At 70.6% G+C, this 23,078-nt stretch carries 20 protein-coding genes; 14 read left to right on the top strand and 6 right to left on the bottom strand.

The window, feature by feature from the left end; genetic code table 11:
• Positions 1-141 precede the first annotated feature (141 nt).
• The 3 genes from xseA (at position 142) to ACZ592_RS07200 (ending at position 2,572) form a co-directional block, all read left to right on the top strand.
• Entirely contained in the window at positions 142-1,365 is a 1,224-nt protein-coding gene (gene xseA, locus ACZ592_RS07210) for an exodeoxyribonuclease VII large subunit (RefSeq protein WP_471580492.1), read from the top strand.
• Between the two features lie 178 nt (positions 1,366-1,543).
• Positions 1,544-1,792 (top strand): exodeoxyribonuclease VII small subunit, encoded by a 249-nt coding sequence (locus ACZ592_RS07205; protein WP_471580491.1) that lies wholly within the window; start codon positions 1,544-1,546, stop codon positions 1,790-1,792.
• 189 nt (positions 1,793-1,981) lie between these two features.
• Complete coding sequence (locus tag ACZ592_RS07200) at positions 1,982-2,572, top strand: malonic semialdehyde reductase (protein ID WP_471580490.1); 591 nt, start codon at positions 1,982-1,984, stop codon at positions 2,570-2,572.
• A 197-nt stretch (positions 2,573-2,769) separates the two neighbouring features.
• Here the strand turns inward: ACZ592_RS07200 and ACZ592_RS07195 are convergent, their stop codons facing one another.
• Positions 2,770-3,288 (bottom strand): DUF4245 domain-containing protein, encoded by a 519-nt coding sequence (locus ACZ592_RS07195; protein WP_471580489.1) that lies wholly within the window; start codon positions 3,286-3,288, stop codon positions 2,770-2,772.
• Between the two features lie 217 nt (positions 3,289-3,505).
• Between ACZ592_RS07195 and glpX the strand changes: the two genes are divergently transcribed.
• Positions 3,506-4,537 carry a class II fructose-bisphosphatase gene (gene glpX, locus ACZ592_RS07190; protein ID WP_471580488.1) on the top strand — a complete coding sequence of 344 codons (1,032 nt, stop codon included), beginning with the start codon at positions 3,506-3,508 and terminating at the stop codon, positions 4,535-4,537.
• Positions 4,538-4,663: 126 nt separating this feature from the next.
• On the opposite strand, the gene ACZ592_RS07185 is transcribed toward glpX, so the two are convergent.
• Positions 4,664-5,029, bottom strand: a complete 366-nt coding sequence (locus ACZ592_RS07185; protein WP_471580487.1) for a WhiB family transcriptional regulator — start codon at positions 5,027-5,029, stop codon at positions 4,664-4,666.
• A 150-nt stretch (positions 5,030-5,179) separates the two neighbouring features.
• A complete protein-coding gene (locus ACZ592_RS07180) occupies positions 5,180-5,836 on the bottom strand; it encodes a DUF1707 SHOCT-like domain-containing protein (RefSeq protein ID WP_471580486.1) in 657 nt (218 codons plus the stop codon).
• A 188-nt stretch (positions 5,837-6,024) separates the two neighbouring features.
• Here ACZ592_RS07180 and ACZ592_RS07175 point away from each other — a divergent pair, with 188 nt between their 5' ends.
• Positions 6,025-7,692, top strand: coding sequence for a fumarate hydratase (locus tag ACZ592_RS07175; RefSeq protein ID WP_471580485.1), 1,668 nt, complete (start codon positions 6,025-6,027; stop codon positions 7,690-7,692).
• 120 nt (positions 7,693-7,812) lie between these two features.
• Here ACZ592_RS07175 and ACZ592_RS07170 read toward each other — a convergent pair whose 3' ends face one another.
• On the bottom strand, positions 7,813-9,363 hold the full coding sequence (locus ACZ592_RS07170) for a ricin-type beta-trefoil lectin domain protein (protein WP_471580484.1): 1,551 nt from the start codon (positions 9,361-9,363) through the stop codon (positions 7,813-7,815).
• A 123-nt stretch (positions 9,364-9,486) separates the two neighbouring features.
• Between ACZ592_RS07170 and ACZ592_RS07165 the strand changes: the two genes are divergently transcribed.
• From ACZ592_RS07165 to ACZ592_RS07150, 4 genes are all read left to right on the top strand, one after another.
• Positions 9,487-10,908 carry a class II fumarate hydratase gene (locus ACZ592_RS07165; protein WP_471580483.1) on the top strand — a complete coding sequence of 474 codons (1,422 nt, stop codon included), beginning with the start codon at positions 9,487-9,489 and terminating at the stop codon, positions 10,906-10,908.
• A 53-nt stretch (positions 10,909-10,961) separates the two neighbouring features.
• Positions 10,962-11,648 carry a cytidylyl-2-hydroxypropylphosphonate hydrolase gene (gene fomD, locus ACZ592_RS07160; protein ID WP_471580482.1) on the top strand — a complete coding sequence of 229 codons (687 nt, stop codon included), beginning with the start codon at positions 10,962-10,964 and terminating at the stop codon, positions 11,646-11,648.
• A 116-nt stretch (positions 11,649-11,764) separates the two neighbouring features.
• Positions 11,765-12,406 (top strand): class I SAM-dependent methyltransferase, encoded by a 642-nt coding sequence (locus ACZ592_RS07155; protein WP_471580481.1) that lies wholly within the window; start codon positions 11,765-11,767, stop codon positions 12,404-12,406.
• A 62-nt stretch (positions 12,407-12,468) separates the two neighbouring features.
• Positions 12,469-14,550 carry a SpoIIE family protein phosphatase gene (locus tag ACZ592_RS07150; protein WP_471580480.1) on the top strand — a complete coding sequence of 694 codons (2,082 nt, stop codon included), beginning with the start codon at positions 12,469-12,471 and terminating at the stop codon, positions 14,548-14,550.
• 114 nt (positions 14,551-14,664) lie between these two features.
• Here the strand turns inward: ACZ592_RS07150 and ACZ592_RS07145 are convergent, their stop codons facing one another.
• Entirely contained in the window at positions 14,665-16,908 is a 2,244-nt protein-coding gene (locus ACZ592_RS07145) for a transglycosylase domain-containing protein (RefSeq protein ID WP_471580479.1), read from the bottom strand.
• Between the two features lie 262 nt (positions 16,909-17,170).
• Here ACZ592_RS07145 and ACZ592_RS07140 point away from each other — a divergent pair, with 262 nt between their 5' ends.
• Genes ACZ592_RS07140 through ACZ592_RS07130 form a run of 3 tightly spaced genes read left to right on the top strand, consistent with a single transcriptional unit; the run spans position 17,171 to position 20,789 of the window.
• Positions 17,171-17,698 carry a PadR family transcriptional regulator gene (locus ACZ592_RS07140; RefSeq protein WP_471580478.1) on the top strand — a complete coding sequence of 176 codons (528 nt, stop codon included), beginning with the start codon at positions 17,171-17,173 and terminating at the stop codon, positions 17,696-17,698.
• Positions 17,695-18,381, top strand: coding sequence for an ABC transporter ATP-binding protein (locus ACZ592_RS07135; RefSeq protein WP_471580477.1), 687 nt, complete (start codon positions 17,695-17,697; stop codon positions 18,379-18,381). The genes ACZ592_RS07140 and ACZ592_RS07135 overlap by 4 nt, the downstream gene beginning before the upstream one ends.
• Positions 18,378-20,789 carry an FtsX-like permease family protein gene (locus tag ACZ592_RS07130; protein ID WP_471580476.1) on the top strand — a complete coding sequence of 804 codons (2,412 nt, stop codon included), beginning with the start codon at positions 18,378-18,380 and terminating at the stop codon, positions 20,787-20,789. Before ACZ592_RS07135 ends, ACZ592_RS07130 begins: the two co-directional genes overlap by 4 nt.
• Before the next feature lie 41 nt (positions 20,790-20,830).
• Here ACZ592_RS07130 and ACZ592_RS07125 read toward each other — a convergent pair whose 3' ends face one another.
• Positions 20,831-21,784, bottom strand: a complete 954-nt coding sequence (locus ACZ592_RS07125) for a hydrogen peroxide-inducible genes activator (protein WP_471580475.1) — start codon at positions 21,782-21,784, stop codon at positions 20,831-20,833.
• A gap of 133 nt (positions 21,785-21,917) precedes the next feature.
• Here ACZ592_RS07125 and ACZ592_RS07120 point away from each other — a divergent pair, with 133 nt between their 5' ends.
• Together ACZ592_RS07120 and ACZ592_RS07115 are read left to right on the top strand one after the other, a co-directional pair.
• A complete protein-coding gene (locus tag ACZ592_RS07120) occupies positions 21,918-22,472 on the top strand; it encodes a peroxiredoxin (RefSeq protein ID WP_055551322.1) in 555 nt (184 codons plus the stop codon).
• A 15-nt stretch (positions 22,473-22,487) separates the two neighbouring features.
• A complete protein-coding gene (locus ACZ592_RS07115; protein WP_471580474.1) occupies positions 22,488-23,021 on the top strand; it encodes an alkyl hydroperoxide reductase in 534 nt (177 codons plus the stop codon).
• Positions 23,022-23,078: the final 57 nt, after the last annotated feature.

Below are 23,078 nucleotides of genomic sequence, written 5' to 3'. Positions count from 1 at the left end.
GGCGCGCCCAGCCACAGAGGCCCCGCAGCCGAACGCCGGCCGACGAACGGAAACAGCACCCCGGCACCGGGGAAGGCCACAGCCAAGGCGCGGGGCACCACGGCAACGTCCAGGGCCGCGCGGCCAGACTACGCTCGGCACATGGCTCTCAATACCTCCCCCGACGCCCCCCTCCCCGTAGGCGAGGTGTCGCGACTCATCGGCGGGTGGATCGACCGGCTCGGTGCGGTGTGGGTCGAGGGACAGATCACGCAGCTGTCCCGCCGGCCGGGCGCCGGCGTGGTCTTCATGACGCTGCGCGACCCGTCGCACGACATCTCCGTGAGCGTCACCTGCTACCGCCAGGTGTTCGACGCCGTGGCGGACGTCGTGGCCGAGGGCGCCCGGGTCGTCGTGCACGCCAAGCCCGAGTGGTACGCGCCCCGGGGGCAGCTGTCGCTGCGGGCCGCCGAGATAAAGCCGGTCGGCGTCGGCGAGCTGCTCGCGCGGATCGAACAGCTGAAGAAGAGCCTCGCCGGGGAGGGCCTCTTCGCGGCCGAGCGCAAGCGGACACTGCCCTTCCTGCCGCAGCTCATCGGCCTGGTGACGGGCCGCGCGTCGGCCGCCGAGCGCGACGTCCTGGAGAACGCGCGGCACCGCTGGCCCGCCGTCCGCTTCGAGGTGCGCAACGTCCCCGTGCAGGGCGTGCACGCCGTCCCGCAGGTCGTGCAGGCCGTGCAGGACCTGGACGCGATCGACGAGGTCGACGTGATCATCGTGGCGCGGGGCGGCGGCAGCGTGGAGGACCTGCTGCCGTTCTCGGACGAGCAGTTGGTGCGGGCGGTCGCCGCCTGTCGTACGCCGGTCGTCTCCGCGATCGGCCACGAGCCGGACAATCCGCTCCTGGATTACGTGGCGGACCTGCGCGCCTCCACGCCCACCGACGCCGCCAAGAAGGTCGTGCCGGACGTCGGCGAGGAGTACGAGCGCGTGCAGTGGCTCCGCGACCGCGCCCGGCGCAGCATGGACGCCTTCCTCGACCGCGAGACCCGCGGCCTCGGGCACGCGCTGGCCCGCCCCTGCATGGAGCATCCGCACCGCATGGTGGAGGAGCGCGAGGAGCAGGTGGCGGCGCTCGTCGACCGCAGCCGCCGCACGCTCGGGCACCTCCTCGACCGGGCCGGCTCGGAGCTGACGCACACCCACGCGCGCGTGGTGGCCCTCTCGCCCGCCGCGACCCTCCAGCGGGGGTACGCGGTGCTGCAGAAGCCGGACGGCGCGGTCGTCCGCGCATCCGAAGAGGTGACCGAGGGCGAAGAGCTGAGGGCGCGCGTCGCCGAGGGCAGCTTCACGGTACGAGCGGTCGGACCCGCACAGGACACCTAGGCCACACAGGACACGTAGACCGCACAGGACACGTAGACCACACGTGCCGTACAGGCCGTACAAGCCGCACAGGCCATACGAGCCGCACAGGGCCATGCCCGGCGCACAGGCCACACAAGCCGCACTAGCCGCACTAGCCGCACAAAATGACGACAATGCCGAGAATTAGGGTGGGCGCATGACCAGCAAGACGGACGAGGCCACGGGCTCCACGGACGCGCTCGGCTACGAGCAGGCACGGGACGAGCTGATCGAGGTCGTACGCCGCCTGGAGACGGGCGGCACGACCCTGGAGGAGTCGCTCGCGCTGTGGGAGCGCGGCGAGGAGCTGGCGAAGATCTGCCGCCGTTGGCTGGACGGCGCCCGGGCGCGGCTCGACGCGGCCCTGGCGGGCCCGGAGCTGGGCGAGGACGAGGACGACTCCTGAGGCGGTGCCGCGCAGCGCTCGCACGCGGCACCGCCCCTCCCCGACAAAACAGCGCTGACCTGCGGTTTGTGAACCGGATCACGCAGCTCCAGTTTTGATTGAAAGTTGTACATCATCGGCGTACTGTCGTTCTGGCGGGCTCGGAGACGGGCCCGGCAGACACCCCCGTACGCTCAAGAAGGTTGATCCATGTCTCTCGCACTTGACCCCGCCGCCCAGGACCTGCTCTTCCGCGAGGCCCGCACCGCGAACACCTTCACCGACGAGCCGGTCACCGACGAGCAGGTCCAGGCGATCTACGACCTGGTCAAGTACGGCCCGACCGCCTTCAACCAGTCGCCGCTGCGCGTCACCCTGGTCCGCTCCCCCGAGGCCCGCGAGCGCCTGGTCCAGCACATGGCCGAGGGCAACCGCCCGAAGACGGCGACCGCGCCGCTCGTCGCGATCCTCTCCGCCGACAACGAGTTCCACGAGGAGCTCCCGGCGCTGTTCCCGCACTTCCCGCAGGCCAAGGACGCCTTCTTCACCGAGCGCCCGGTCCGCGAGCAGGCCGCCCAGCTGAACGCCTCGCTGCAGGCCGCGTACTTCATCGTCGGCGTGCGCGCCGCCGGTCTCTCCGCGGGCCCGATGACGGGTTACGACCCGGCCGGCCTCCAGAAGGAGTTCCTGGACGACGACCACACCCCGCTGATGGTCGTCAACATCGGCAAGCCGGGCGACGACGCCTGGTTCCCGCGCTCCCCGCGCCTGTCCTACGAGGACGTCGTCACCACGGTCTGACCCGGCCCGCGGTCCGGCCCGGCCGGCCGCGCGGTGCGCGAACGGCGCCCGCGACAGCAACGTGAAAGGGCCCCGGCACTGTCTGTGCCGGGGCCCTTTCACGCGTTGCGAACCGTGGGACCAGAGGATGTCCGCGGGGTCGAAGGACGTCCACGGGGTCGAAGGACGTCCGAGGGGGTCCAAGGACGTCCGAGGGATCACGCCATCTTCAGCGACTCCGCCATCTTCGCCAGCTGCCCGAAGGACGCCGTGCCCGTGACCACCGTCGTCGCACCCTCGCCGCTGATCACCAGGGCGTCGTACTTCGGGCCCTTGTAGCGCTGCCAGGTGCGGCCGTTGATCTCCTCGGCGGCCTCGGTCTTCTTGGCGTCCTGGGTGACCTTCTTGATGAAGGCGCCCGGCTTCGCGGCGGACTGCTCGATCGCGACGTACTGCTCGTCGGGGTCGAGGAAGCCCAGGTGCCAGGTGTCGTCGTCGGCGCCGTTGAACCGCACCGACGTCGGCGTCCACTTCTTGGAGAGGCCCTCGGGTGCCGCCACCGGGTAGGCCGCGGCCCGCCGGGCCGTCAGGAGCTCCACGCGGTAGTCGACCCTCTTGGAGGGGGTCTTGGACTCGTCATGGGGGACGAAGATGTAGATCACGCCCGCGACGAGGGCGATCACCACCAACGACCACAGCATGTTCTTGACGGTCTGAGTGCCTTGTCTTCCTGCCACGCCCCCATGGTCTCAGGCGCCGCGAACGCGCCTTCCCCCGGTCCGGTCCCGGCCGTCCGGGGCGCTCATGCGTGGGGCCCTCTGCTCATTTTGTCGGCCTGCGGATAGAGTCGTTCACAATCCCTCATCCGGCCGCCCTCCCGTGTCCCACCACCGCCCTTCCAAGGACGCCCTACGGGCGCGCCACTTTTTTGTATCAGCAGAAAGGTGCTCTCCGATGACCGAGCATCATCTCCCCTCCGAGCTCGAGGTCTCCCCCGAGGCTCCCGACCGCAACCTCGCCCTGGAGCTCGTCCGGGTCACCGAGGCCGCCGCCATGGCCGCGGGCCGCTGGGTCGGCCGCGGCGACAAGAACGGCGCGGACGGTGCCGCCGTCAGGGCCATGCGGACCCTCGTCTCCACCGTCTCGATGAACGGCGTCGTCGTCATCGGCGAGGGCGAGAAGGACGAAGCCCCGATGCTCTTCAACGGTGAGCGCATCGGCGACAGCACCGGCGCCGAGGTCGACATCGCCGTCGACCCGATCGACGGCACGACCCTCTGTGCGAAGGGCATGCCGAACGCCATCGCCGTACTGGCCGCCGCCGACCGCGGCGCCATGTTCGACCCGTCCGCCGTGTTCTACATGGACAAGCTGGTCACCGGCCCCGAGGCCGCGGACTACGTGGACATCAACGCGCCCGCATCGGTCAACATCCGCCGTGTCGCCAAGGCCAAGAACTCCACGCCCGAGGACGTCACGGTCATGATCCTGGACCGCCCCCGCCACGAGGGCATCGTCAAGGAGATCCGCGAGACCGGCGCCCGCATCAAGTTCATCTCGGACGGCGATGTCGCGGGCTCGGTCATGGCCGTCCGCGAGGGCACCGGCGTCGACCTGCTGATGGGCATCGGCGGCACCCCCGAGGGCATCATCTCGGCCTGCGCGATCAAGTGTCTGGGCGGCGTGATCCAGGGCAAGCTGTGGCCCCAGGACGACGCCGAGCGCCAGCGCGCCATCGACGCGGGCCACGACCTGGACCGCACGCTGTCGACGGACGACCTGGTCAAGGGCGACAACGTGTTCTTCGTCGCGACCGGCATCACCGACGGCGAACTGCTTCAGGGAGTGCGCTACCGCGCGGCCAACGCCTCGACGTCGTCGCTGGTCATGCGCTCCAAGTCGGGCACGATCCGCAAGATCGACTCCGACCACCGGCTCTCGAAGCTGCGCGCGTACAGCGCGGTCGACTTCGACCGCGCCAAGTAGGCACCGGCACCCGGCCACCGGGTCCCGGTCCGCAGGTCCAAGGGGGCGCCCCGTGCGGGGGACGCCCCCTTCGGCGTACTCGATCCCGCATCCGGCCGTGACGTGCCGACGTACCCGGCCTGACCGCTATCCCGCCGCGGCTATCCCCGCCGCGTGGGACGCCTTCTGCAGCTCCAGGTCCCGCCTGCGGCGGCGGGCCAGGACGACGCGGCGCTCGGCTGCGGTGAGGCCGCCCCACACGCCGTACGGCTCGGGCTGCAGGAGCGCGTGCTCGCGGCACTCGACCATGACGGGACAGCGGGCGCAGACGCGCTTGGCCGCCTCCTCGCGGGACAGCCGGGCCGCGGTCGGTTCTTTGGACGGGGCGAAGAACAGGCCGGCCTCGTCGCGACGGCACACGGCTTCGGTGTGCCACGGGGCGTCATCGTCCCGATCTCGCACTGGCACCGGAACTGCGGCGACCTGCAGAGACTGATGCGACGGTTGCAGCACTGGTCTACTCCTGACGACGGCTTCGCGAGCGAGAGACGATGCAGCAGTCTCTACCCGCTGTGTGCACGCCTATGCACTGAGTTCCGATGTACGGAAGTTCATGCTCCCCGCGGGGGCGTGCCCCGGCCTTCGCGCCGCCGTCGCGCGCCGTCAGTGCCCCAGGTGTTTGCGCAGCTGCCGGTGCAGGTCACGGACGATCTTGCCGCGCTGGGGCCGCGCCTCGATGCTGCCCATGACGGCCATGCCGTCCACGTAGACGACGGGGGCGTCCTGGTCCGGGGAGTCGAGCGTGTCCACCTCAAAGCTGCCGAGGACACCGCCGCCGCGGCCGCGCAGCGACACGTTCTCCGGGACGCGGATCTCGACCGAGCCGAAGACCGCGACCGCCTTGATGACCACCTGGCGCTGCTCGAAGATCGCCTCGCTCAGGTCGATCTCGACGCTGCCGAAGACCGCGTACGCGTGGGTGCGGCGGGCCACCCGCCAGCGGCCCCGGCGCGCGGAACTGCTGAGCACCGCCACGAGGTTCTCGTCGGCGACCGGCGGGACGACGCCGGGGGACGGCCGGGAGGGGGCGGGCTCGGGGGCGCCGGCCCTGCCCGGCGCCTGCGTGTGCGCCGCGGGCAAGTCCCGGACCAGCGGCTCCAGTTCGGCCATGGTCTTGGCCCGGTACACCCCGTCGATCCGCTCCGAGTGCTCCTCGGCGGTGAGGCGGCCCTCGGCCAGGGCCTCACGGAGGATGTCCGCGGTGCGGTCCCGGTCGGCGTCGGAGGCACGGAGCGCTGAGGGCTGCTTTTCGAGGTCCACGACAGCAGCGTACCCAGACGCGATAGATCGCGACTACCCCCGCATCGCGACTATCGCGCTTCCCGCCCGCGTGTGATCACGTCTACTGAGCCTTACCTCACAGGATCGGCCCACCGTGCGCGTTCTACGCTGGTTGGCGCGTCGCCAACGGAGGCCGCGCCGCTGTCTGCGAGTGAGGAATGGCCGTAATGCCAGAGTTTGAGTACTCCGATCTGCTCCCGCTGGGAGAGGACACCACCCCGTACCGGCTGGTGACCTCCGAGGGTGTCGCCACCTTCGAGGCCGACGGGCGGACGTTCCTCAAGGTCGACCCGGCGGCGCTGCGCACGCTCGCCGCCGAGGCGATCCACGACATCCAGCACTACCTGCGGCCGGCGCACCTGGCCCAGCTGCGGCGCATCGTCGACGACCCGGAGGCGTCGGGCAACGACAAGTTCGTGGCCCTCGACCTGCTGAAGAACGCGAACATCGCGGCCGCGGGCGTGCTCCCCATGTGCCAGGACACCGGCACCGCCATCGTCATGGGCAAGCGCGGCCAGAACGTCCTCACCGAAGGTGAGGACGAGAAGGCGCTCTCCAAGGGCATCTTCGACGCGTACACGAAGCTGAACCTGCGCTACTCGCAGATGGCCCCGCTGACCATGTGGGAGGAGAAGAACACCGGCTCCAACCTCCCGGCCCAGATCGAGCTGTACGCGACCGACGGCGGCGCCTACAAGTTCCTCTTCATGGCCAAGGGCGGCGGCTCGGCCAACAAGTCGTTCCTCTACCAGGAGACGAAGGCCGTCCTGAACGAGGCCTCCATGATGAAGTTCCTGGAGGAGAAGATCCGCTCGCTGGGCACGGCCGCGTGCCCGCCGTACCACCTGGCGATCGTCGTCGGCGGCACCAGCGCCGAGTTCGCCCTGAAGACCGCGAAGTACGCCTCCGCGCACTACCTGGACGAGCTGCCCGCCGAGGGCTCCCCGACCGGCCACGGCTTCCGGGACAAGGAGCTGGAGGAGAAGGTCTTCGAGCTCACCCAGAAGATCGGGATCGGCGCGCAGTTCGGCGGCAAGTACTTCTGCCACGACGTGCGCGTGGTGCGCCTGCCCCGGCACGGCGCCTCGCTGCCCGTCGCGATCGCTGTCTCCTGCTCGGCCGACCGCCAGGCCACCGCGAAGATCACCGCGGAGGGCGTCTTCCTGGAGCAGCTGGAGACGGACCCGGCGCGCTTCCTGCCGGAGACCGAGGACTCCCACCTGGACGAGTCCGCCGACGTCGTCGAGATCGACCTCAACCAGCCGATGGACGACATCCTCGCCGAGCTCACCAAGCACCCGGTGAAGACCCGTCTCTCGCTGACCGGCCCGCTGGTCGTGGCCCGCGACATCGCGCACGCCAAGATCAAGGAGCGGCTCGACGCGGGCGAGGAGATGCCGCAGTACCTGAAGGATCACCCGGTCTACTACGCGGGCCCGGCGAAGACCCCCGAGGGCTACGCGTCCGGCTCCTTCGGTCCGACCACGGCCGGCCGGATGGACTCCTACGTGGAGCAGTTCCAGGCGGCGGGCGGCTCCAAGGTGATGCTCGCCAAGGGCAACCGCTCCAAGCAGGTCACCGACGCGTGCGACACGCACGGCGGCTTCTACCTCGGCTCGATCGGCGGCCCGGCCGCGCGCCTGGCCCAGGACTGCATCAAGAAGGTCGAGGTCGTCGAGTACGAGGAGCTCGGCATGGAGGCGGTCTGGAAGATCGAGGTCGAGGACTTCCCCGCCTTCATCGTCGTCGACGACAAGGGCAACGACTTCTTCCAGAACCCCGCCCCGGAGCCGACGTTCACGTCCATTCCGGTGCGCGGCCCGGGTCTGGCGTGACGAGCTGCCCGTAACGCGTCATCCGTAGCGCATAACCCGTAGTACGCGAAAGAGCCCTCTCCACGGAGAGGGCTCTTTCCCGTCCGGGGCCACAGGCCCGCCCTTCAGACAGCGGATGCCTCAGGCGAACCGCTGGTTCGCCGCCCCCGCACACTTCTGCAGCCGCACCGGCTCCTTGCCCCCGGCGAGGGTGAGACAGAGCCCGCTGTCCGCGGCGGGGCGCACCGTCCCGGACTGGCGCACGAACTTCTGGTTGGCGCCGCCGTGGCAGTCCCAGAGGATGACGGCGGTGCCTTCCTTGTACGAGCCGTCGGGCACGTCCAGGCAGCGGTCCTGGGTCAGCCCGGTGTGGAGCGACCGCTGTCCCCCGGCCGTGCCGTCGTACCACCAGGTCTGGTTGCGGTTGCCCGTGCAGTCCCAGCCCTGCACCTTGGTGCCGTTGCGGCTCTTGGACGCGTCGACGTCCAGGCAGGTGCCGGTGCCCTCGTTCTTCAGGGGCCGGTACATGTCGTCCCAGCCGCCCGGGTACAGCTTGGGGCTGCCCGTGCTCGCCGGGTCGGCGCAACTGCCCTCACGCTGTCCGGAGTCGTAGATCTGCGTGAGGCAGGACGCGAAGGCGGCGTGGCCGCGGGCGTTGGGGTGGAAGGACTGGCGCACCGAGTTGGAGTCCGGCGGGAACGGGTTGGACAGGTCCACGTAGAGGCCGCGTGCCCAGGTGTTCTCCGTGCAGACCTCGTGGCCGTGGAAGAGGCGGGAGTTGTCGAGGTAGGTCGCGCCCGCGTTCCGCGCGGCCTTGCGCATGCCCGTCTCGAAGGCGGGCACCGCGATGTTGCGGCCCCACTCGGTGTCGGAGTCGTAGCCGAGTCCGCCGCAGGCCAGCTTGCCGGGGAACGTGGGGTTGTCGCGGAAGTCCGGGCCGATCGGGCTCGGGTACCCCATGGCGACGAGCTTGTAGTCGCCCTCCTGGTAGCCCGCGTCCTTCATGACGGTCTTCAGGTCGCGGATGGACTGCTCGACCTTGGGCACGAGCGCGTCGACGCGCGCCTGCCAGCCGTCGTTGTACTTGCCGGCGCACGCGCCCTGGCTGAGCAGGAAGCGGGTCACGCAGTCCGTCATCACCGGGGCGAACTGCAGGTCGTCGTTGGCCCCGATGACGAGCAGGATCGACTTGATCCTGGTGTTGCGCGCCTTGACGGCGAGGTTGTCGCTCTGGACCAGCTCGTCGGCGTACTGCTTCTGACCGCCGATCTTGATGTTGACGGTCTGCGCGCCCGAGCAGGCGACGTTGTACGTCACGTCGGCCGGGATGCCGGTGCGGTGGATCGCGGCGTCCGGCGAGCGGTGGCACCAGTTGTCGGGGCCGTCGGTGCCGGCTTCGTACGTCCCGACGCCCTCGCCGGAGATCTCGCTGTCGCCGAGCGAGATCAGGCCGGTCTTGCGGTCGGCCATCGGGCGCTCGGCGGGGCTGCCGTAGAGCTTGGTGGCCTCGGCGGCCCGGATCTTCTCCAGCTCGGGCGAGAGCGGTGCCGCCTGCGGCGCCGCCCCCTGCCCGTCGTCCGGCGCGGCCTGGGCCGGCGCGGCGGCCGCCGCGCCGAGCACGGCCGTCATCGCGACGGCGGCCGCGAACGAACATCGCAGCCGGCCCCGGCGACTGCTTCTGATGCGCTTCATTGCGCCTCCCCGGTGTGGTGTTACCCAGGGTTTTTACTGGTGGGTAGCACGCTTGGGAATACCTGGAACAAGACAAGTGCTCAACTTTTTACGGGGTTTGGACGGAGAGGTAGGTTCAGGAGCATGACCAGCGACGCCAGCGACGCCAGCGACGACCGCACCGGCGAGTACCGGACCGAGCACGACTCCATGGGCGAGGTACGGGTCCCCGCGCACGCCAAGTGGCGTGCGCAGACCCAGCGCGCGGTGGAGAACTTCCCCGTCTCGGGGCAGGTCCTGGAGCGCGCCCACATCGCCGCCCTCGCCCGGATCAAGGCGGCCGCCGCCAAGGTCAACGCGGAGCTCGGGGTGCTCGACGAGGACGTCGCCGGGGCCATCGCCGACGCCGCCGCCGAGGTCGCCGAGGGACGCTGGGACGAGCACTTCCCCGTCGACGTCTTCCAGACCGGCTCCGGCACCTCGTCCAACATGAACACCAACGAGGTCCTCGCCACCCTCGCCACGGAGCGGCTCGGCCGCGACGTCCACCCCAACGACCACGTGAACGCCTCGCAGTCGTCCAACGACGTCTTCCCCTCCTCGATCCACATCGCCGCGACGGGCGCCGTCACCGGCGACCTGATCCCCGCCCTGGAGCACCTCGCCGCCGCGCTGGAGCGCAAGGCGGAGGAGTTCTCGGACGTCGTGAAGTCCGGGCGCACCCACCTCATGGACGCGACGCCGGTGACCCTCGGCCAGGAGTTCGGCGGGTACGCGGCGCAGGTGCGGTACGGCGTCGAGCGGCTGCGGGCCTCGCTCCCCCGGCTGGCCGAACTGCCGCTCGGCGGCACCGCCGTGGGCACCGGCATCAACACCCCGCCCGGCTTCTCCGCGGCCGTCATCGCCGAGGTCGCGCGGGCTACGGGCCTGCCGCTGACCGAGGCGCGCGACCACTTCGAGGCGCAGGGCGCACGGGACGGCATCGTCGAGACCAGCGGGCAGCTGCGGACGATCGGCGTGGGCCTGACGAAGATCGCGAACGACCTGCGGTGGATGGCGTCGGGGCCGCGCACCGGCCTCTCCGAGATCAGCCTGCCGGACCTGCAGCCCGGCTCCTCGATCATGCCCGGCAAGGTGAACCCGGTCATCCCGGAGGCCGTGCTGATGGTCGCGGCGCAGGTCACGGGGAACGACGCGACGGTCGCAGCGGCGGGCGCGGCCGGCAACTTCGAGCTCAACGTCATGCTGCCGGTCATCGCCAAGAACGTCCTGGAGTCGATCCGGCTGCTGGCCAACGTGTCGCGACTGCTCGCCGACCGGACCATCGACGGGATCACCGCCCACCGCGAGCGGGCCAGGGAGTACGCCGAGTCGTCGCCGTCCGTCGTGACGCCGCTGAACAAGTACATCGGGTACGAGGAGGCGGCGAAGGTCGCGAAGCGGTCGCTGGCGGAACGCAAGACGATCCGCGAGGTCGTCCTCGCGTCCGGCTACGTCGACCGCGGCGACCTCACCCTCGAACAGCTGGACGAGGCACTGGATGTGCTGCGCATGACGCGTCCCTGACGGACTCCGGCCGGGTCGGTGTGAGGGCCGGAGTCGGCGTCTAGTATCTGTCCATGACAGACCTCGACGGGAAGACGACGGCCGGTGGCGGGGCGGTGCGGTGGGCACCCGGGGACCACGTTCTGTGGCGGTACCGGCAGAACTCACGTCAGCGCGTCCACATCTGCCGCCCCGTCACCGTCGTACGGGACGACGACGACCTGCTCGCCGTGTGGCTGGCCCCCGGCACCGAGTGCGTGAAGCCGGTGCTGGCCGACGGCACGTCCGTGCACGACGAGCCGCTCGCCACCCGCTACACCAAACCGCGCACCGTCCGCAGGGACCGCTGGTTCGGCACCGGCGTCCTCAAGCTCGCGGTGCCGGACCAGCCGTGGTCGGTCTGGCTGTTCTGGGAACCGGGCTGGCAGTTCCGGAGCTGGTACGTGAACCTGGAGGAACCGCGCACCCGGTGGGCGGGCGGAGTCGACTCCGAGGATCACTTTCTGGACATCTCCGTGCGCCCGGACCACAGCTGGCGCTGGCACGACGAGGATGAGTTCGCCGAGGCCCTGCGGGCGGGCCTGATGGACGCGGAGAAGGCCGCAGGGGTACGGGCGGCCGGGCGCGCCGCGCTTGACGTGATCGAGGCCTGGGGGGCGCCGTTTTCGGACGGGTGGCAGCACTGGCGTCCCGATCCGTCCTGGGTCGTACCGGCCCTGCCGGATGACTGGGACCGTACGCCCGCGCATGTGTCCTCATGAGACCCTTGATGCGCCCCCGTGGTTCAAACGTAGGATCGTCCTCCGCAAGGGCGCACAGCAGCAACTCCGTGGGCCTGCGCGGTGCCTGACAGGAAGTCATCGAGGGGCGGCAGAACGTGAGCGAGGACCGGACAGGTCAGGCCGAGGCCTTTGACGCCATCGGGCAGCACTACGACGACGCCTTCCCGCACAAGGAGGGCCAGCTCGCCGCGGGCCGCGATCTCATCGCGGCCCTGCCTGCGGGATCCCGCGTCCTGGACGTGGGCTGCGGCACCGGCTTGCCGACCGCACGCCAACTGACCGGATCCGGCCACTCGGTCCTCGGCACGGACCTCTCGACGGGCATGCTGGAGCTGGCGGGAAAGAACGTCCCGGCAGCCGAGTTCCGGCAACTCGACATCGCGGACCTGCGGGCCGAAGGCCCGGGCGGAGTCGGCCGGTTCGACGCCGTCGTGTGCTTCTTCGCCCTCCTGATGCTGCCCAGGGCCGAGATCCCCGAGGCGCTGCGGCGGCTGCACGGGCTGCTGCGTCCCGGCGGCCTGATGGAGCTGTCCATGGTCGAGGCCGATCTGGACGACGCGGCAATTCCGTTCCTGGGGCACACAATCCGGGTATCGGGTTACCTGCGGGACGAACTGCGGCAGGTCGTGCGTGACGCGGGCTTCGAGATCACCGGCGAGGACACGTACTCGTACGCCCCCGCGAGCACCGACGCACCACCCGAGCACCAGATCTTTCTGCACTGCCGACGCGGCTGAGCAACGTGCAACGCTGGACGGCGCGCACGGCGCGCAGCCCCGGACGGACGGATTCGAAACGCGTGACGGAGCACCTCACCCCCCACGAGGGTCGCAAGGCACCCGCTGCCCGGCCGACCGCCCCCGCGGATCCCCGCGGGGCGCTGCTGCGTTCCCCCGAACCCCGGGAGGGGACCGGCGCCGGCTCAAGGGCAGAGACAGCCACGGGCGAAGCACGCCCAAACGCCCCGGTACCGCCGTCGGGCGAGCACTCGCAGCCGTCGGCCGCCGAGCCGGACCCGCACCGGCCGCGCCCGGCGCCCGAGTCCGGCGTGCCGTCGCAGTCCGGGCCCTCGCCGGCGGCCGGTGGACCGGGTTCGCCGGACGGTGAGGAGCGGCGCTCCGGGCAGCCGAGGCCGCCGGGCACGGGTCCGGTGGCGATGCGGCGCGACGGCGACCGGCTGCGCTTCGTGGGCGCGGCGACCCGGCGCATCGCCCGCGGCATCGACCTCGACGAGATCGTGATGGGCCTGTGCCGGGCGACGGTCCCGACGTTCTCCGACGCGATCCTGGTGTACCTGCGCGATCCGCTGCCCGTCGGTGACGAGCGGCCCACCGGTCCGCTGGTGCTGCGGCTGCGCCGCACCGACCGGCTGCGCTCCATCGAGGAGGGCGCGGAGGAGCCGGACACCGAGAGCGGCACGCTGCCCACGCTGCAGGTGGTGCAGCCCGACATCACGGATGTGATGGGCAGTGCCGAGCTGTGCGAGGTGCGGCCCGGCGGCGCGCTCGCCGAAGTCCTGCGCGGGGTGCGTCCGGTCTTCGCGGACTCGGCGGCGGCGCGGGCCGCGCTGCCCGAACTGCTCGGCGAGGGACGCACCCTGCCGGCCGGACAGCGGGCGATCCTCGCGCCGCTGCGGGGCCGCCGCCGGGTGATCGGCGCGGCCGTGTTCCTGCGCCGCCCCGACCGCCACGCGTTCGAGTCCGACGATCTGCTGGTCGCCGCCCAGCTGGCCACGCACAGCGCGCTCGGCATCGACAAGGCCGTCCTGTACGGCCGTGAGGCGTACATCGCCGACGAGCTGCAGCGCACCATGCTGCCCGAGACGCTGCCGCGCCCGACCGGCGTGCGGCTCGCCTCGCGCTACCTCCCGGCGGCCGAGACCGCCCGGGTCGGCGGCGACTGGTACGACGCGATCCCGCTGCCCGGCAGCCGCGTCGCCCTGGTCGTGGGCGACGTCATGGGGCACTCCATGACCTCGGCCGCGATCATGGGCCAGCTGCGGACGACCGCACAGACCCTGGCCGGGCTCGACCTGCCGCCCCAGGAGGTCCTGCACCACCTGGACGAGCAGGCCCAGCGGCTCGGCTCCGACCGCATGGCGACCTGCCTGTACGCGGTGTACGACCCGGTCTCGCACCGCATCACCATCGCCAACGCGGGCCATCCCCCGCCCGTGCTGCTGCACCTGGGCGGCCGGGCGGAGGTCCTGCGGGTGCCGCCGGGCGCGCCCATCGGCGTCGGCGGCGTCGACTTCGAGGCCGTGGAGCTCGACGCTCCCGCGGGCGCGACCCTGCTCCTCTACACGGACGGGCTCGTCGAGTCCCGGCTGCGCGACGTGTGGACCGGCATAGAACAGCTGCGCGAGCGGCTCGCCGCGACCGCCCAGCTGACGGGCCCCGACCACCCGCCGCCCCTGGAGGCGCTCTGCGACGAGGTGCTCGACATGCTCGGGCCCGGCGACCGGGACGACGACATCGCGCTGCTCGCCGCCCGCTTCGACGGAATCGCGCCGAGCGACGTCGCGTACTGGTTCCTCGAACCGGAGAACGCGACGCCGTCACGCGCCCGACGGCTGGCCCGCAGCGCGCTGGTGCGCTGGGGCATGGAGGACCTGACGGATTCGGTGGAGCTCCTCGTCAGCGAGGTCGTGACGAACGCCGTGCGGTACGCGTCGCGGCCGATCACGCTGCGGCTGCTCCGCACCGACGTACTGCGCTGCGAGGTCGGCGACGACGTGCCGCAGCTGCCCCGACTCCGGCAGGCGCGCGCCACCGACGAGGGCGGCCGCGGCCTGTACCTGGTCAACAAGATGGCGCGGCGCTGGGGCGCGACACGGCTGAGCACCGGGAAGGTCGTCTGGTTCGAGCTGAACCGGAACTGAGCGCCCCTTCCCTCGGGCATGCGAAGGCGCCCCGGACCTGTGCGGTCCGGGGCGCCTTCGCATGCGGATCAGTCGGATCAGTTCAGACGGGTCGGACCGGTCCGCGGGCGGGGATCAGTCCCGGCCCAGCAGTCCTTCGTCGGGTTCTTCCGGGAAGCCGGTCGAGTCCGTCGGGTCGGGCCCGGTCGTCGGGGTGTTCGTCGGCGTCTGGGTCGGGGTCTGCGTGGGAGTCTGGCTCGGAGTCTGCGTGGGAGTCTTCGTCGGCGTCTTCGACGGCTCCTTCGTCGGCTCCTTCGTCGGCTCCTTGGTCGGCTCCTTGGTCGGGGTCCGCGTCGGCTCCGCGGGCGGCGCCACGGCCGCGCCCATGTCCGTGTCGAGGTCGAACGAGCTCGGCGAGCCCATGGCGTCGAACGTGTAGCCCGCCCAGATCTCGGCGGGGAAGCCCGAGCCGTTGACGCGCGGGAAGCCGCCCGCCCCCTTCATCGACACCTGCTTGTGCTGCTCGTCGGTGCCCTGGGCGCCCTCGCCGAAGAGGCCGACGGAAGTGACCATCTTCGGGGTGTAGCCGGTGAACCAGGCCGACTTGTTGTCGTCGGACGTACCGGTCTTGCCCGCGACGTCCTGCGCGGGGTTGCGCACCGCGCGGCCGGTGCCGTCGTCGACCACGCCGGTCAGGACCGAGGTGATCGAGTCGGCGGTGCCGCGCTGGACGACCTGGTCGCCGATCGGGTCCGGCAGGTCGACCGTGCGGTCCTTGTGGTCGACGGAGCCGACCAGGGCGGGGGTGACCTTCTTGCCGTGGTTGTCGAGGGTGGCGTAGACGCCGGCCATCTCCAGCGGGCTCGCGCCCATGGAGCCCAGGGTCTGGGCGGGCACGGCGGGCAGACCCTTGACGTCCATGCCGAGCTTGCCGGCGGTCTCCATGACCTTGGGCATGCCCACGTCCACGCCCATCTGCGCGAAGACGGAGTTGACGGACTTGTTCATCGCCTTCTGGACGGTGACGGGTCCATAGCTGACGTCGTCCTCGTTGGGCGGCGCGAAGGCGACGTCGCCGCCCTTGACCGGCCGTTCGCTGGTGCCGTCGTAGACGGTGCCCGCGGTGATCGGCTTGCCCTCCTGCGTCGTGGAGCCGTTCTCCAGGGCCGCGGCGAGGATCAGCGGCTTGAAGGTGGAGGCCGACTGGTAGTCGCGGCGGGTGGCGTTGTTCGTGTAGTGCTTCACGTAGTCCTCGCCGCCGTACATGGCGAGGACCTTGCCGCTCTTGGGGTCGACGGAGGCCGCGCCCGCCTGGACCCGGGCGTCCGCCTTGTTCTTCTTGCGGTCGAGCTTGTCGTTCAGCTTCTTGTCGACGGCCCTCTCGAGCTGCTTCTGCTTCTTGGGGTCGATGTTCAGCGTGACCGTGTAGCCGCCGGCCTCGAACTCGGCCTCGCTGAGGTCGCTGTTGCGCAGGACCTCCCGCTTGGCCTCCTCGACGAGGTAGCCGATCTGGCCCTCGCGGCCGGGCGGCGGCTTGGGGGGTCCCGGCTTGGGGAACTTCATCGCCTCGCGCTTGCCGGAGTCCAGCCAGCCCTCCTCGACCATGTTGTCGAGGACGTAGTTCCAGCGCTGCTTGACGAGCTTCCTGCCGGTCGGCGTCGCGGAGGTCCAGTCGTACTGGCTGGGGGCCTGCAGCAGGGCGGCGAGATAGGCGCCCTGGTCCACGTCCAGCTCCTGGGCGTCGACTCCGTAGTAGGCCTGGGCGGCGGCCTGGATGCCGTAGGCGCCGCGGCCGTAGTAGCTGGTGTTGATGTAGCCCGCGAGGATGTCGTCCTTGCTCTTCTCGCGGTCCACCTTCAGCGAGACGACCAGTTCCTTCAGCTTGCGGCTGACGGTCTGGTCCTGGCTGAGGTAGTAGTTCTTCACGTACTGCTGGGTGATCGTCGAGCCGCCCTGCTTGCCCTTGCCGGTCACCGTGTTGATGAGGCCGCGGGCGGTGCCCTTGAAGTCGATGCCCTCGTCCTTGTAGAAGGACTTGTTCTCGGCGGCGACGAAGGTCTTCTGGACGCCCTTGGGGACCTTGTCCAGGTCGACGATCTCGCGGTTCACGTCACCGGTGCGCGCGATGACGTCGCCGTTGCTGTACTTGTAAACGTTGCTCTGCATCTTCGCGGCGGCGTTGCCCTTGGGGATGTCCACCACGAGGTACAGCACCACGAAGCCGAGCATGCCGAGCAGGCAGAACCCGAAGAACGTCCCGAGGATCTTCTTCCAGGTGAAGAAGCGGCGTATGCCGGTGCGCTTGCCGCCGGACGGGCGCCCACGCGCTGCCCGGCGGGCACCGCGCTTACGCGCTTGTCGTGCTTCGGCTCGGCCCATGACTGAGAGTGCTCCGCTTCCGTCTAGTCCACATGCGTACGTCGAGTCAGCTCATGAAGCTAACACCGCACCCTGGGACAAACTCCTGCCCTTCCGGTCTTTTCCGGACGTGACAATCAGCACCTGCCCCCTAGGAACCGACGATCCCGGGGCCCGGATGGTTGCCCGGCCGCCGCACAAAGGGGCTCCGCCCCCTGCCCCGCACACCGCTCTACACCCTGCGTATACACGGCACGTATACACAGCATGTAGAGTGCTCCGCATGTCCATTGGCCACACCCTTCTGGGTCTTCTGGAGTCCGGCCCCCGGCACGGCTACGACCTCAAGCGCGCCTTCGACGAGAAGTTCGGGCACGACAAGCCCCTGCACTACGGGCAGGTCTACTCGACCATGTCCCGGCTGCTGAAGAACGGGCTCGTCGAGGTCGACGGCATAGAGGCGGGCGGCGGCCCCGAGCGCAAGCGGTACGCGATCACGGATGCCGGCATCACGGACGTGCACCGCTGGCTCGCGACCCCGGAGAAGCCGGAGCCCTACCTCCAGTCGACCCTCTACACCAAGGTCGTCCTCGCGCTGCTCACCGGCCGCGACGCCGCCGAACTCCTCGACGTCCAGCGCGCCGAGCACCTGCGCCTGATGCGCATACTGACCGACCGCAAGCGCAAGGGCGATCTCGCCGACCAGCTCATCTGCGACCACGCGCTCTTCCACCTCGAAGCCGATCTGCGCTGGCTGGAGCTGGCCGCCGCACGTCTCGGCAAGCTCGCCCAGGAGGTGCGCTCCGCATGACCCCCGCTGGTTCCCTTCTCACGGCCGAAGGACTGCGCAAGACCTACGGTCCGACCACCGCGCTCGACGGCGCGGCGTTCTCCATCCACCCCGGCGAGGTCGTCGCCGTCATGGGTCCTTCCGGTTCCGGGAAGTCGACCCTGCTGCACTGCCTCGCCGGGATCGTCAGGCCCGACGAGGGCTCGATCACGTACCAGGGCCGCTCGCTGACCGGCATGTCCGACGCGGAGCTCAGCGCGCTGCGCCGCAGCGAGTTCGGCTTCGTCTTCCAGTTCGGACAGCTCGTCCCCGAGCTCACCTGTGTCGAGAACGTCGCCCTTCCGCTGCGCCTGAACGGCGTCAAGCGCAAGGACGCCGAGGCCACGGCCCGCTCCTGGATGGCCCGCCTGGAGGTCGACGACGTCGCCGGCAAGCGCCCGGGCGAGGTCTCCGGCGGCCAGGGCCAGCGCGTCGCCGTGGCCCGCGCGCTCGCCACGGGACCGCGGGTGATCTTCGCCGACGAGCCGACCGGCGCCCTCGACTCCCTCAACGGCGAGCGCGTCATGGAGCTCCTGACCGACGCGGCCCGCTCGACCAACGCGGCCGTCGTCCTGGTCACCCACGAGACCCGGGTCGCCGCCTACTCCGACCGCGAGATCGTCGTGCGCGACGGCAAGTCCCGCGACATGGAGCGGACCGCATGAGCGATACCCAGGTGCGTCCCGAGCGTCCCGTCGCGGCGCCGCCCGCCACTCCCCCGTCCGCGGCCACCGCCTGGATGCGTGACCTGGGCATGGGCATACGCTTCGCGGCCGGCGGCGGCCGCGAGGGCTGGATCCGCACGATCCTGACCGCCCTCGGCGTCGGCCTCGGCGTCGCGCTGCTGCTCGGCGCCGCCTCGGTGCCGAACCTGCTGCAGAACCGCGACGACCGTCAGTTCGCCCGCACGCCGCACTCCGCGATGGACGGGAAGTCGGTCAAGGAGACCGACACGACGGTGCTGATGCGCAACACCGGCACCACCTTCCGCGGCAAGACCGTGACCGGCGTCTTCATGCGCGCCGACGGCGACCACCCCGTGCTGCCGCCGGGGCTCGACCAGATGCCGGCGGCCGGCGAGATGGTCGTCTCGCCCGCGCTGCGCGACATGCTGGACGACCCGGCGAACAAGCTGCTCAAGGAGCGCTTCCGCGACTTCCGCGTGACCGGCACCATCGGCGAGGCGGGCCTGGTCTCGCCGCTGGAGCTCCAGTACTACCTGGGCAGCGACAAGCTCAGCACGTCGGGCGACAGCTACCGCGTCGAGAGCTTCGGGCAGGACAACTCGCTGCCCCTCGACCCGTTCCTGATGGCGCTCGTCGTCCTGATCTGCGTCGTGCTCCTCACCCCGGTGGCGATCTTCATCGGGACGGCCGTGCGGTTCGGCGGCGACCGCCGCGACCGGCGGCTCGCGGCCCTGCGCCTGGTCGGTGCGGACGCCCGCGCGGTACGCAGGATCGCGGCGGGCGAGGCGCTGTTCGGCGCGCTCCTCGGGCTCGTCGCGGGCGCCGCGTTCTTCCTGCTCCTACGGGAGTTGGTGGGCGTGGTCGACCTGACGAACGTCAGCGCCTTCCCGTCCGACATGGTCCCCTCGCCCGGCCTGGTCGCCCTGGTCGCGGTGGCCGTGCCGCTGTCGGCGGTCCTGGTGACGCTGATCTCGCTGCGCGCGGTCGCCATCGAACCGCTCGGCGTCTTCCGGGGCGCCAAGCAGCGGGCGCGCCGCCTGTGGTGGCGGCTCGTCGTGCCGGTCCTCGGCATCGGCATCCTGCTGTACTCGGGCCGCATCGACCGCTCCGCGGCGAACAGCGCCGTCAACGTGCCCGCGATCGCGGTGGGTTCGGCGCTCTCCCTGATCGGCCTCAGCGCACTGCTGCCCTGGCTGGTGGAGGCCGTCGTGGGACGGCTGCGCGGCGGCCCCGTGCCCTGGCAGCTCGCCGTGCGCAGGCTGCAGCTGACGACGGGCACGGCGTCCCGCGCGGTCAGCGGCATCACCGTGGCGGTGGCCGGCGCGGTGGCGCTGCAGATGATGTTCGCGTCCATGCACGACGACTTCAACCAGATGACCGGGCAGGACACCTCGCGCGCCCAGCTCACGGTCCGCAGCGGGTCCGCCAACGGTGCCCTCGCCCAGCGGATGATCGACGACTTCGCGGCGACCGAGGGCGTCACGAAGGTCATCGGGACCGTGCAGGCGTACGTCACCCGGCCCGGCGGCAAGAAGGTCGACGACATCACGCCGACCACGGAGCTGACCATCGGCACCTGCGCGACCCTGCGCGAGCTCGCGCACCTCGACTCGTGCAAGGACGGCGACACCTTCGTCGCGCACACGGGCAGCCGGCAGATGAACAAGTGGGTGGACACCACCGCGCGCCCCGGCAAGCCGGTGAACATCGGGCCCGACCCCGACTTCGACAAGGGCGCCGAGCCGGTCCTGTGGACACTGCCCAAGAGCACCTCCGTCGTCGATGCCCGGCCCAACCCGTCCGGCAGGAAGATCGACGGCATCTTCGCCACGCCGAGCGCCGTCGACACCAGGAAGCTGGACGACGCGTCGACGATCTCCTGGGTCAAGACCGACCCGAAGGTGGCGGACGCCGAGGAGCACGTGCGCAACACGGCGGCCCGCATCAGTCCGTTCCTCGGGCTGGACACGCTGCAGTCGGTCGACCGCGACAAGCAGTACGCGTCCATCGCGCGCGGCCTGCAGATCGGGGCGAGCGCCACGATGGCACTGATCGCGGCGTCCATGCTGGTCTCGATGATCGAGCAACTGCGGGAGCGCAAGCGGCTGCTGGCCGTCCTCACCGCGTTCGGCACGCGCCGCTCGTCGATGGCGTGGTCACTCCTGTGGCAGACGGCCGTCCCGGTCGCCCTCGGCCTCGCGCTGGCGATCGTCGGCGGTCTCGGCCTCGGCGTGGTCATGACCCGCATGATCGACAAGTCGGTCACCGACTGGTGGTCGTTCCTGCCGCTGACGGCCGCGGGCGCGGCGATGGTCGCGATCGTGACCCTGCTGAGCCTGCCGCCCCTGCGCAGGATGATGCGCCCGGAGGGCCTGCGCACGGAGTGAGCGCCGGGCCGCGAAGGACGGCGGCCGTTGCCGGTGCGGGGTCACACGACCCGCACCGGCAGCGGCCGTACCGCTTCCTTCAGGGCCCCCGCCAGTTCCTCGTACTCGGCTGCCCGCGCGGCGCCGGTGCGCATCACCAGGGCGATCCGCCGGGTCGGCGCCGGGTCGGCGAAGTACCCGGTCAGCAGTTGATTGCTGCGGCTGGTCTCGACGCGTACGGCGGTGCGCGGCAGGAGCGTCACGCCGAGCCCGCCGGCCACCAGCTGCACGAGCGTGGAGAGCCCGGCCGCGGTCGTGGTCACCGGGGCGTCCGCGCGGCCCGCCTCCCGGCAGATGTCCAGGGCCTGGTCGCGCAGGCAGTGGCCCTCGTCCAGGAGCAGCAGGTTCAGCTCCTTGAGCGCCTCGCGCGGGATGCCCTCGCGGCCGCCGAGCCAGTGGTCGAGCGGGGTGACGAGCACGAAGTCCTCGTCGAACAGGGGCAGTTCGCTCATCCCGGGCACGCCGAGCGGCACCGCGAGCAGCAGCAGGTCGAGCCGCCCGGCCGCGAGCCCCTCGAGCAGCGAGGTGGTCTGCTCCTCGTGCACCTGGAGGTCCAGGTCCGGGTACTTCTCGTGGACGAGCGCGATCACCGTCGGCAGCAGGTACGGGGCGACGGTGGGGATGACGCCGAGCCGCAGCGCCCCGGTGAAGGGCGCCTTGACGGCGTCGGCCTCCTCCATGAGCGCCTCGACCTCGCCGAGGACCGCGTTGACCCGCAGGGCGAGGCGTTCGCCGGCGGGTGAGAGCAGCACCTTCCGGGTGGTCCGCTCCAGGAGCTTGACACCCAGTGCCTCCTCGAGCGCGGCCACGGCCCCGGAGAGGGCGGGCTGGCTCATGCCGATCGCCGAGGCGGCGTCCCGGAAGTGCAGGTGGTCGGCCACGGCGGCGAACGCCCGCAGCTGCGCCAGGCTCGGCTGCTTGCCGCTGGGCTGCTTGCCCCTATTTATGGCTCGCACTGATAACCACCTCCGATCAACATGACCCACTCTAGCTATTTCCCTAATCAATGCACCCTGTGCCACCATCGACATCAGTCCAACCCCACAGGAAACTCCCCAAAAGGGATTTTCTTTGCTGCAAGGAGTACGTGTGCTCACTGTCGGTGACAAGTTCCCCGAGTTCGACCTGACCGCCTGCGTCTCGATGGAGAAGGGCAGCGAGTTCGAGCAGATCAACCACAAGACCTACGAGGGCAAGTGGAAGATCGTCTTCGCGTGGCCCAAGGACTTCACCTTCGTGTGCCCCACCGAGATCGCGGCCTTCGGCAAGCTGAACGACGAGTTCGCCGACCGTGACGCCCAGATCCTCGGCTTCTCCGGCGACTCCGAGTTCGTGCACCACGCCTGGCGCAAGGACCACCCGGACCTGACGGACCTGCCCTTCCCGATGCTGGCCGACTCGAAGCACGAGCTCATGCGTGACCTCGGCATCGAGGGCGAGGACGGCTTCGCGCAGCGCGCCGTCTTCATCGTCGACCAGAACAACGAGATCCAGTTCACGATGGTGACCGCCGGTTCCGTGGGCCGTAACCCCAAGGAGGTCCTCCGGGTCCTCGACGCCCTGCAGACCGACGAGCTGTGCCCGTGCAACTGGAGCAAGGGCGACGAGACCCTCGACCCGGTCGCGCTGCTCTCCGGCGAGTGAACGGAGCCTTCTGACATGGCACTCGAAGAACTGAAGTCCGCCGTACCGGACTACGCCAAGGACCTCCGCCTGAACCTGGGCTCGGTCATCGGCAACAGCGACCTGCCGCAGCAGCAGCTGTGGGGCACCGTGCTGGCCTGCGCCATCGCGTCCCGCTCCCCGAAGGTGCTGCGCGAGCTGGAGCCCGAGGCGAAGGCGAACCTCTCCCCCGAGGCGTACACCGCCGCCAAGTCGGCCGCCGCCATCATGGCGATGAACAACGTCTTCTACCGCACGCGCCACCTGCTCTCCGACTCGGAGTACGGGACGATGCGCGCCGGTCTGCGGATGAACGTCATCGGCAACCCGGGCGTCGAGAAGGTCGACTTCGAGCTGTGGTCCCTCGCGGTCTCCGCGATCAACGGCTGCGGCCAGTGCCTGGACTCGCACGAGCAGGTCCTGCGCAAGGCCGGTGTCGACCGCGAGACGATCCAGGAGGCCTTCAAGGTCGCCTCGGTCATCCAGGCGGTCGGCGTCACGCTGGACTCCGAGGCGCATCTCGCGGAGTAGTCCACACCCCCGCACGAAGAAGCGCCGGACGAGCTGGAGAGATCCAGAGCGTCCGGC

It is taken from the genome of Streptomyces sp. NPDC040622, from assembly GCF_055593965.1.
The sequence above is the reverse complement of the archived record's forward strand: the minus strand, read 5'-3'. Positions and strand labels throughout refer to the sequence as shown.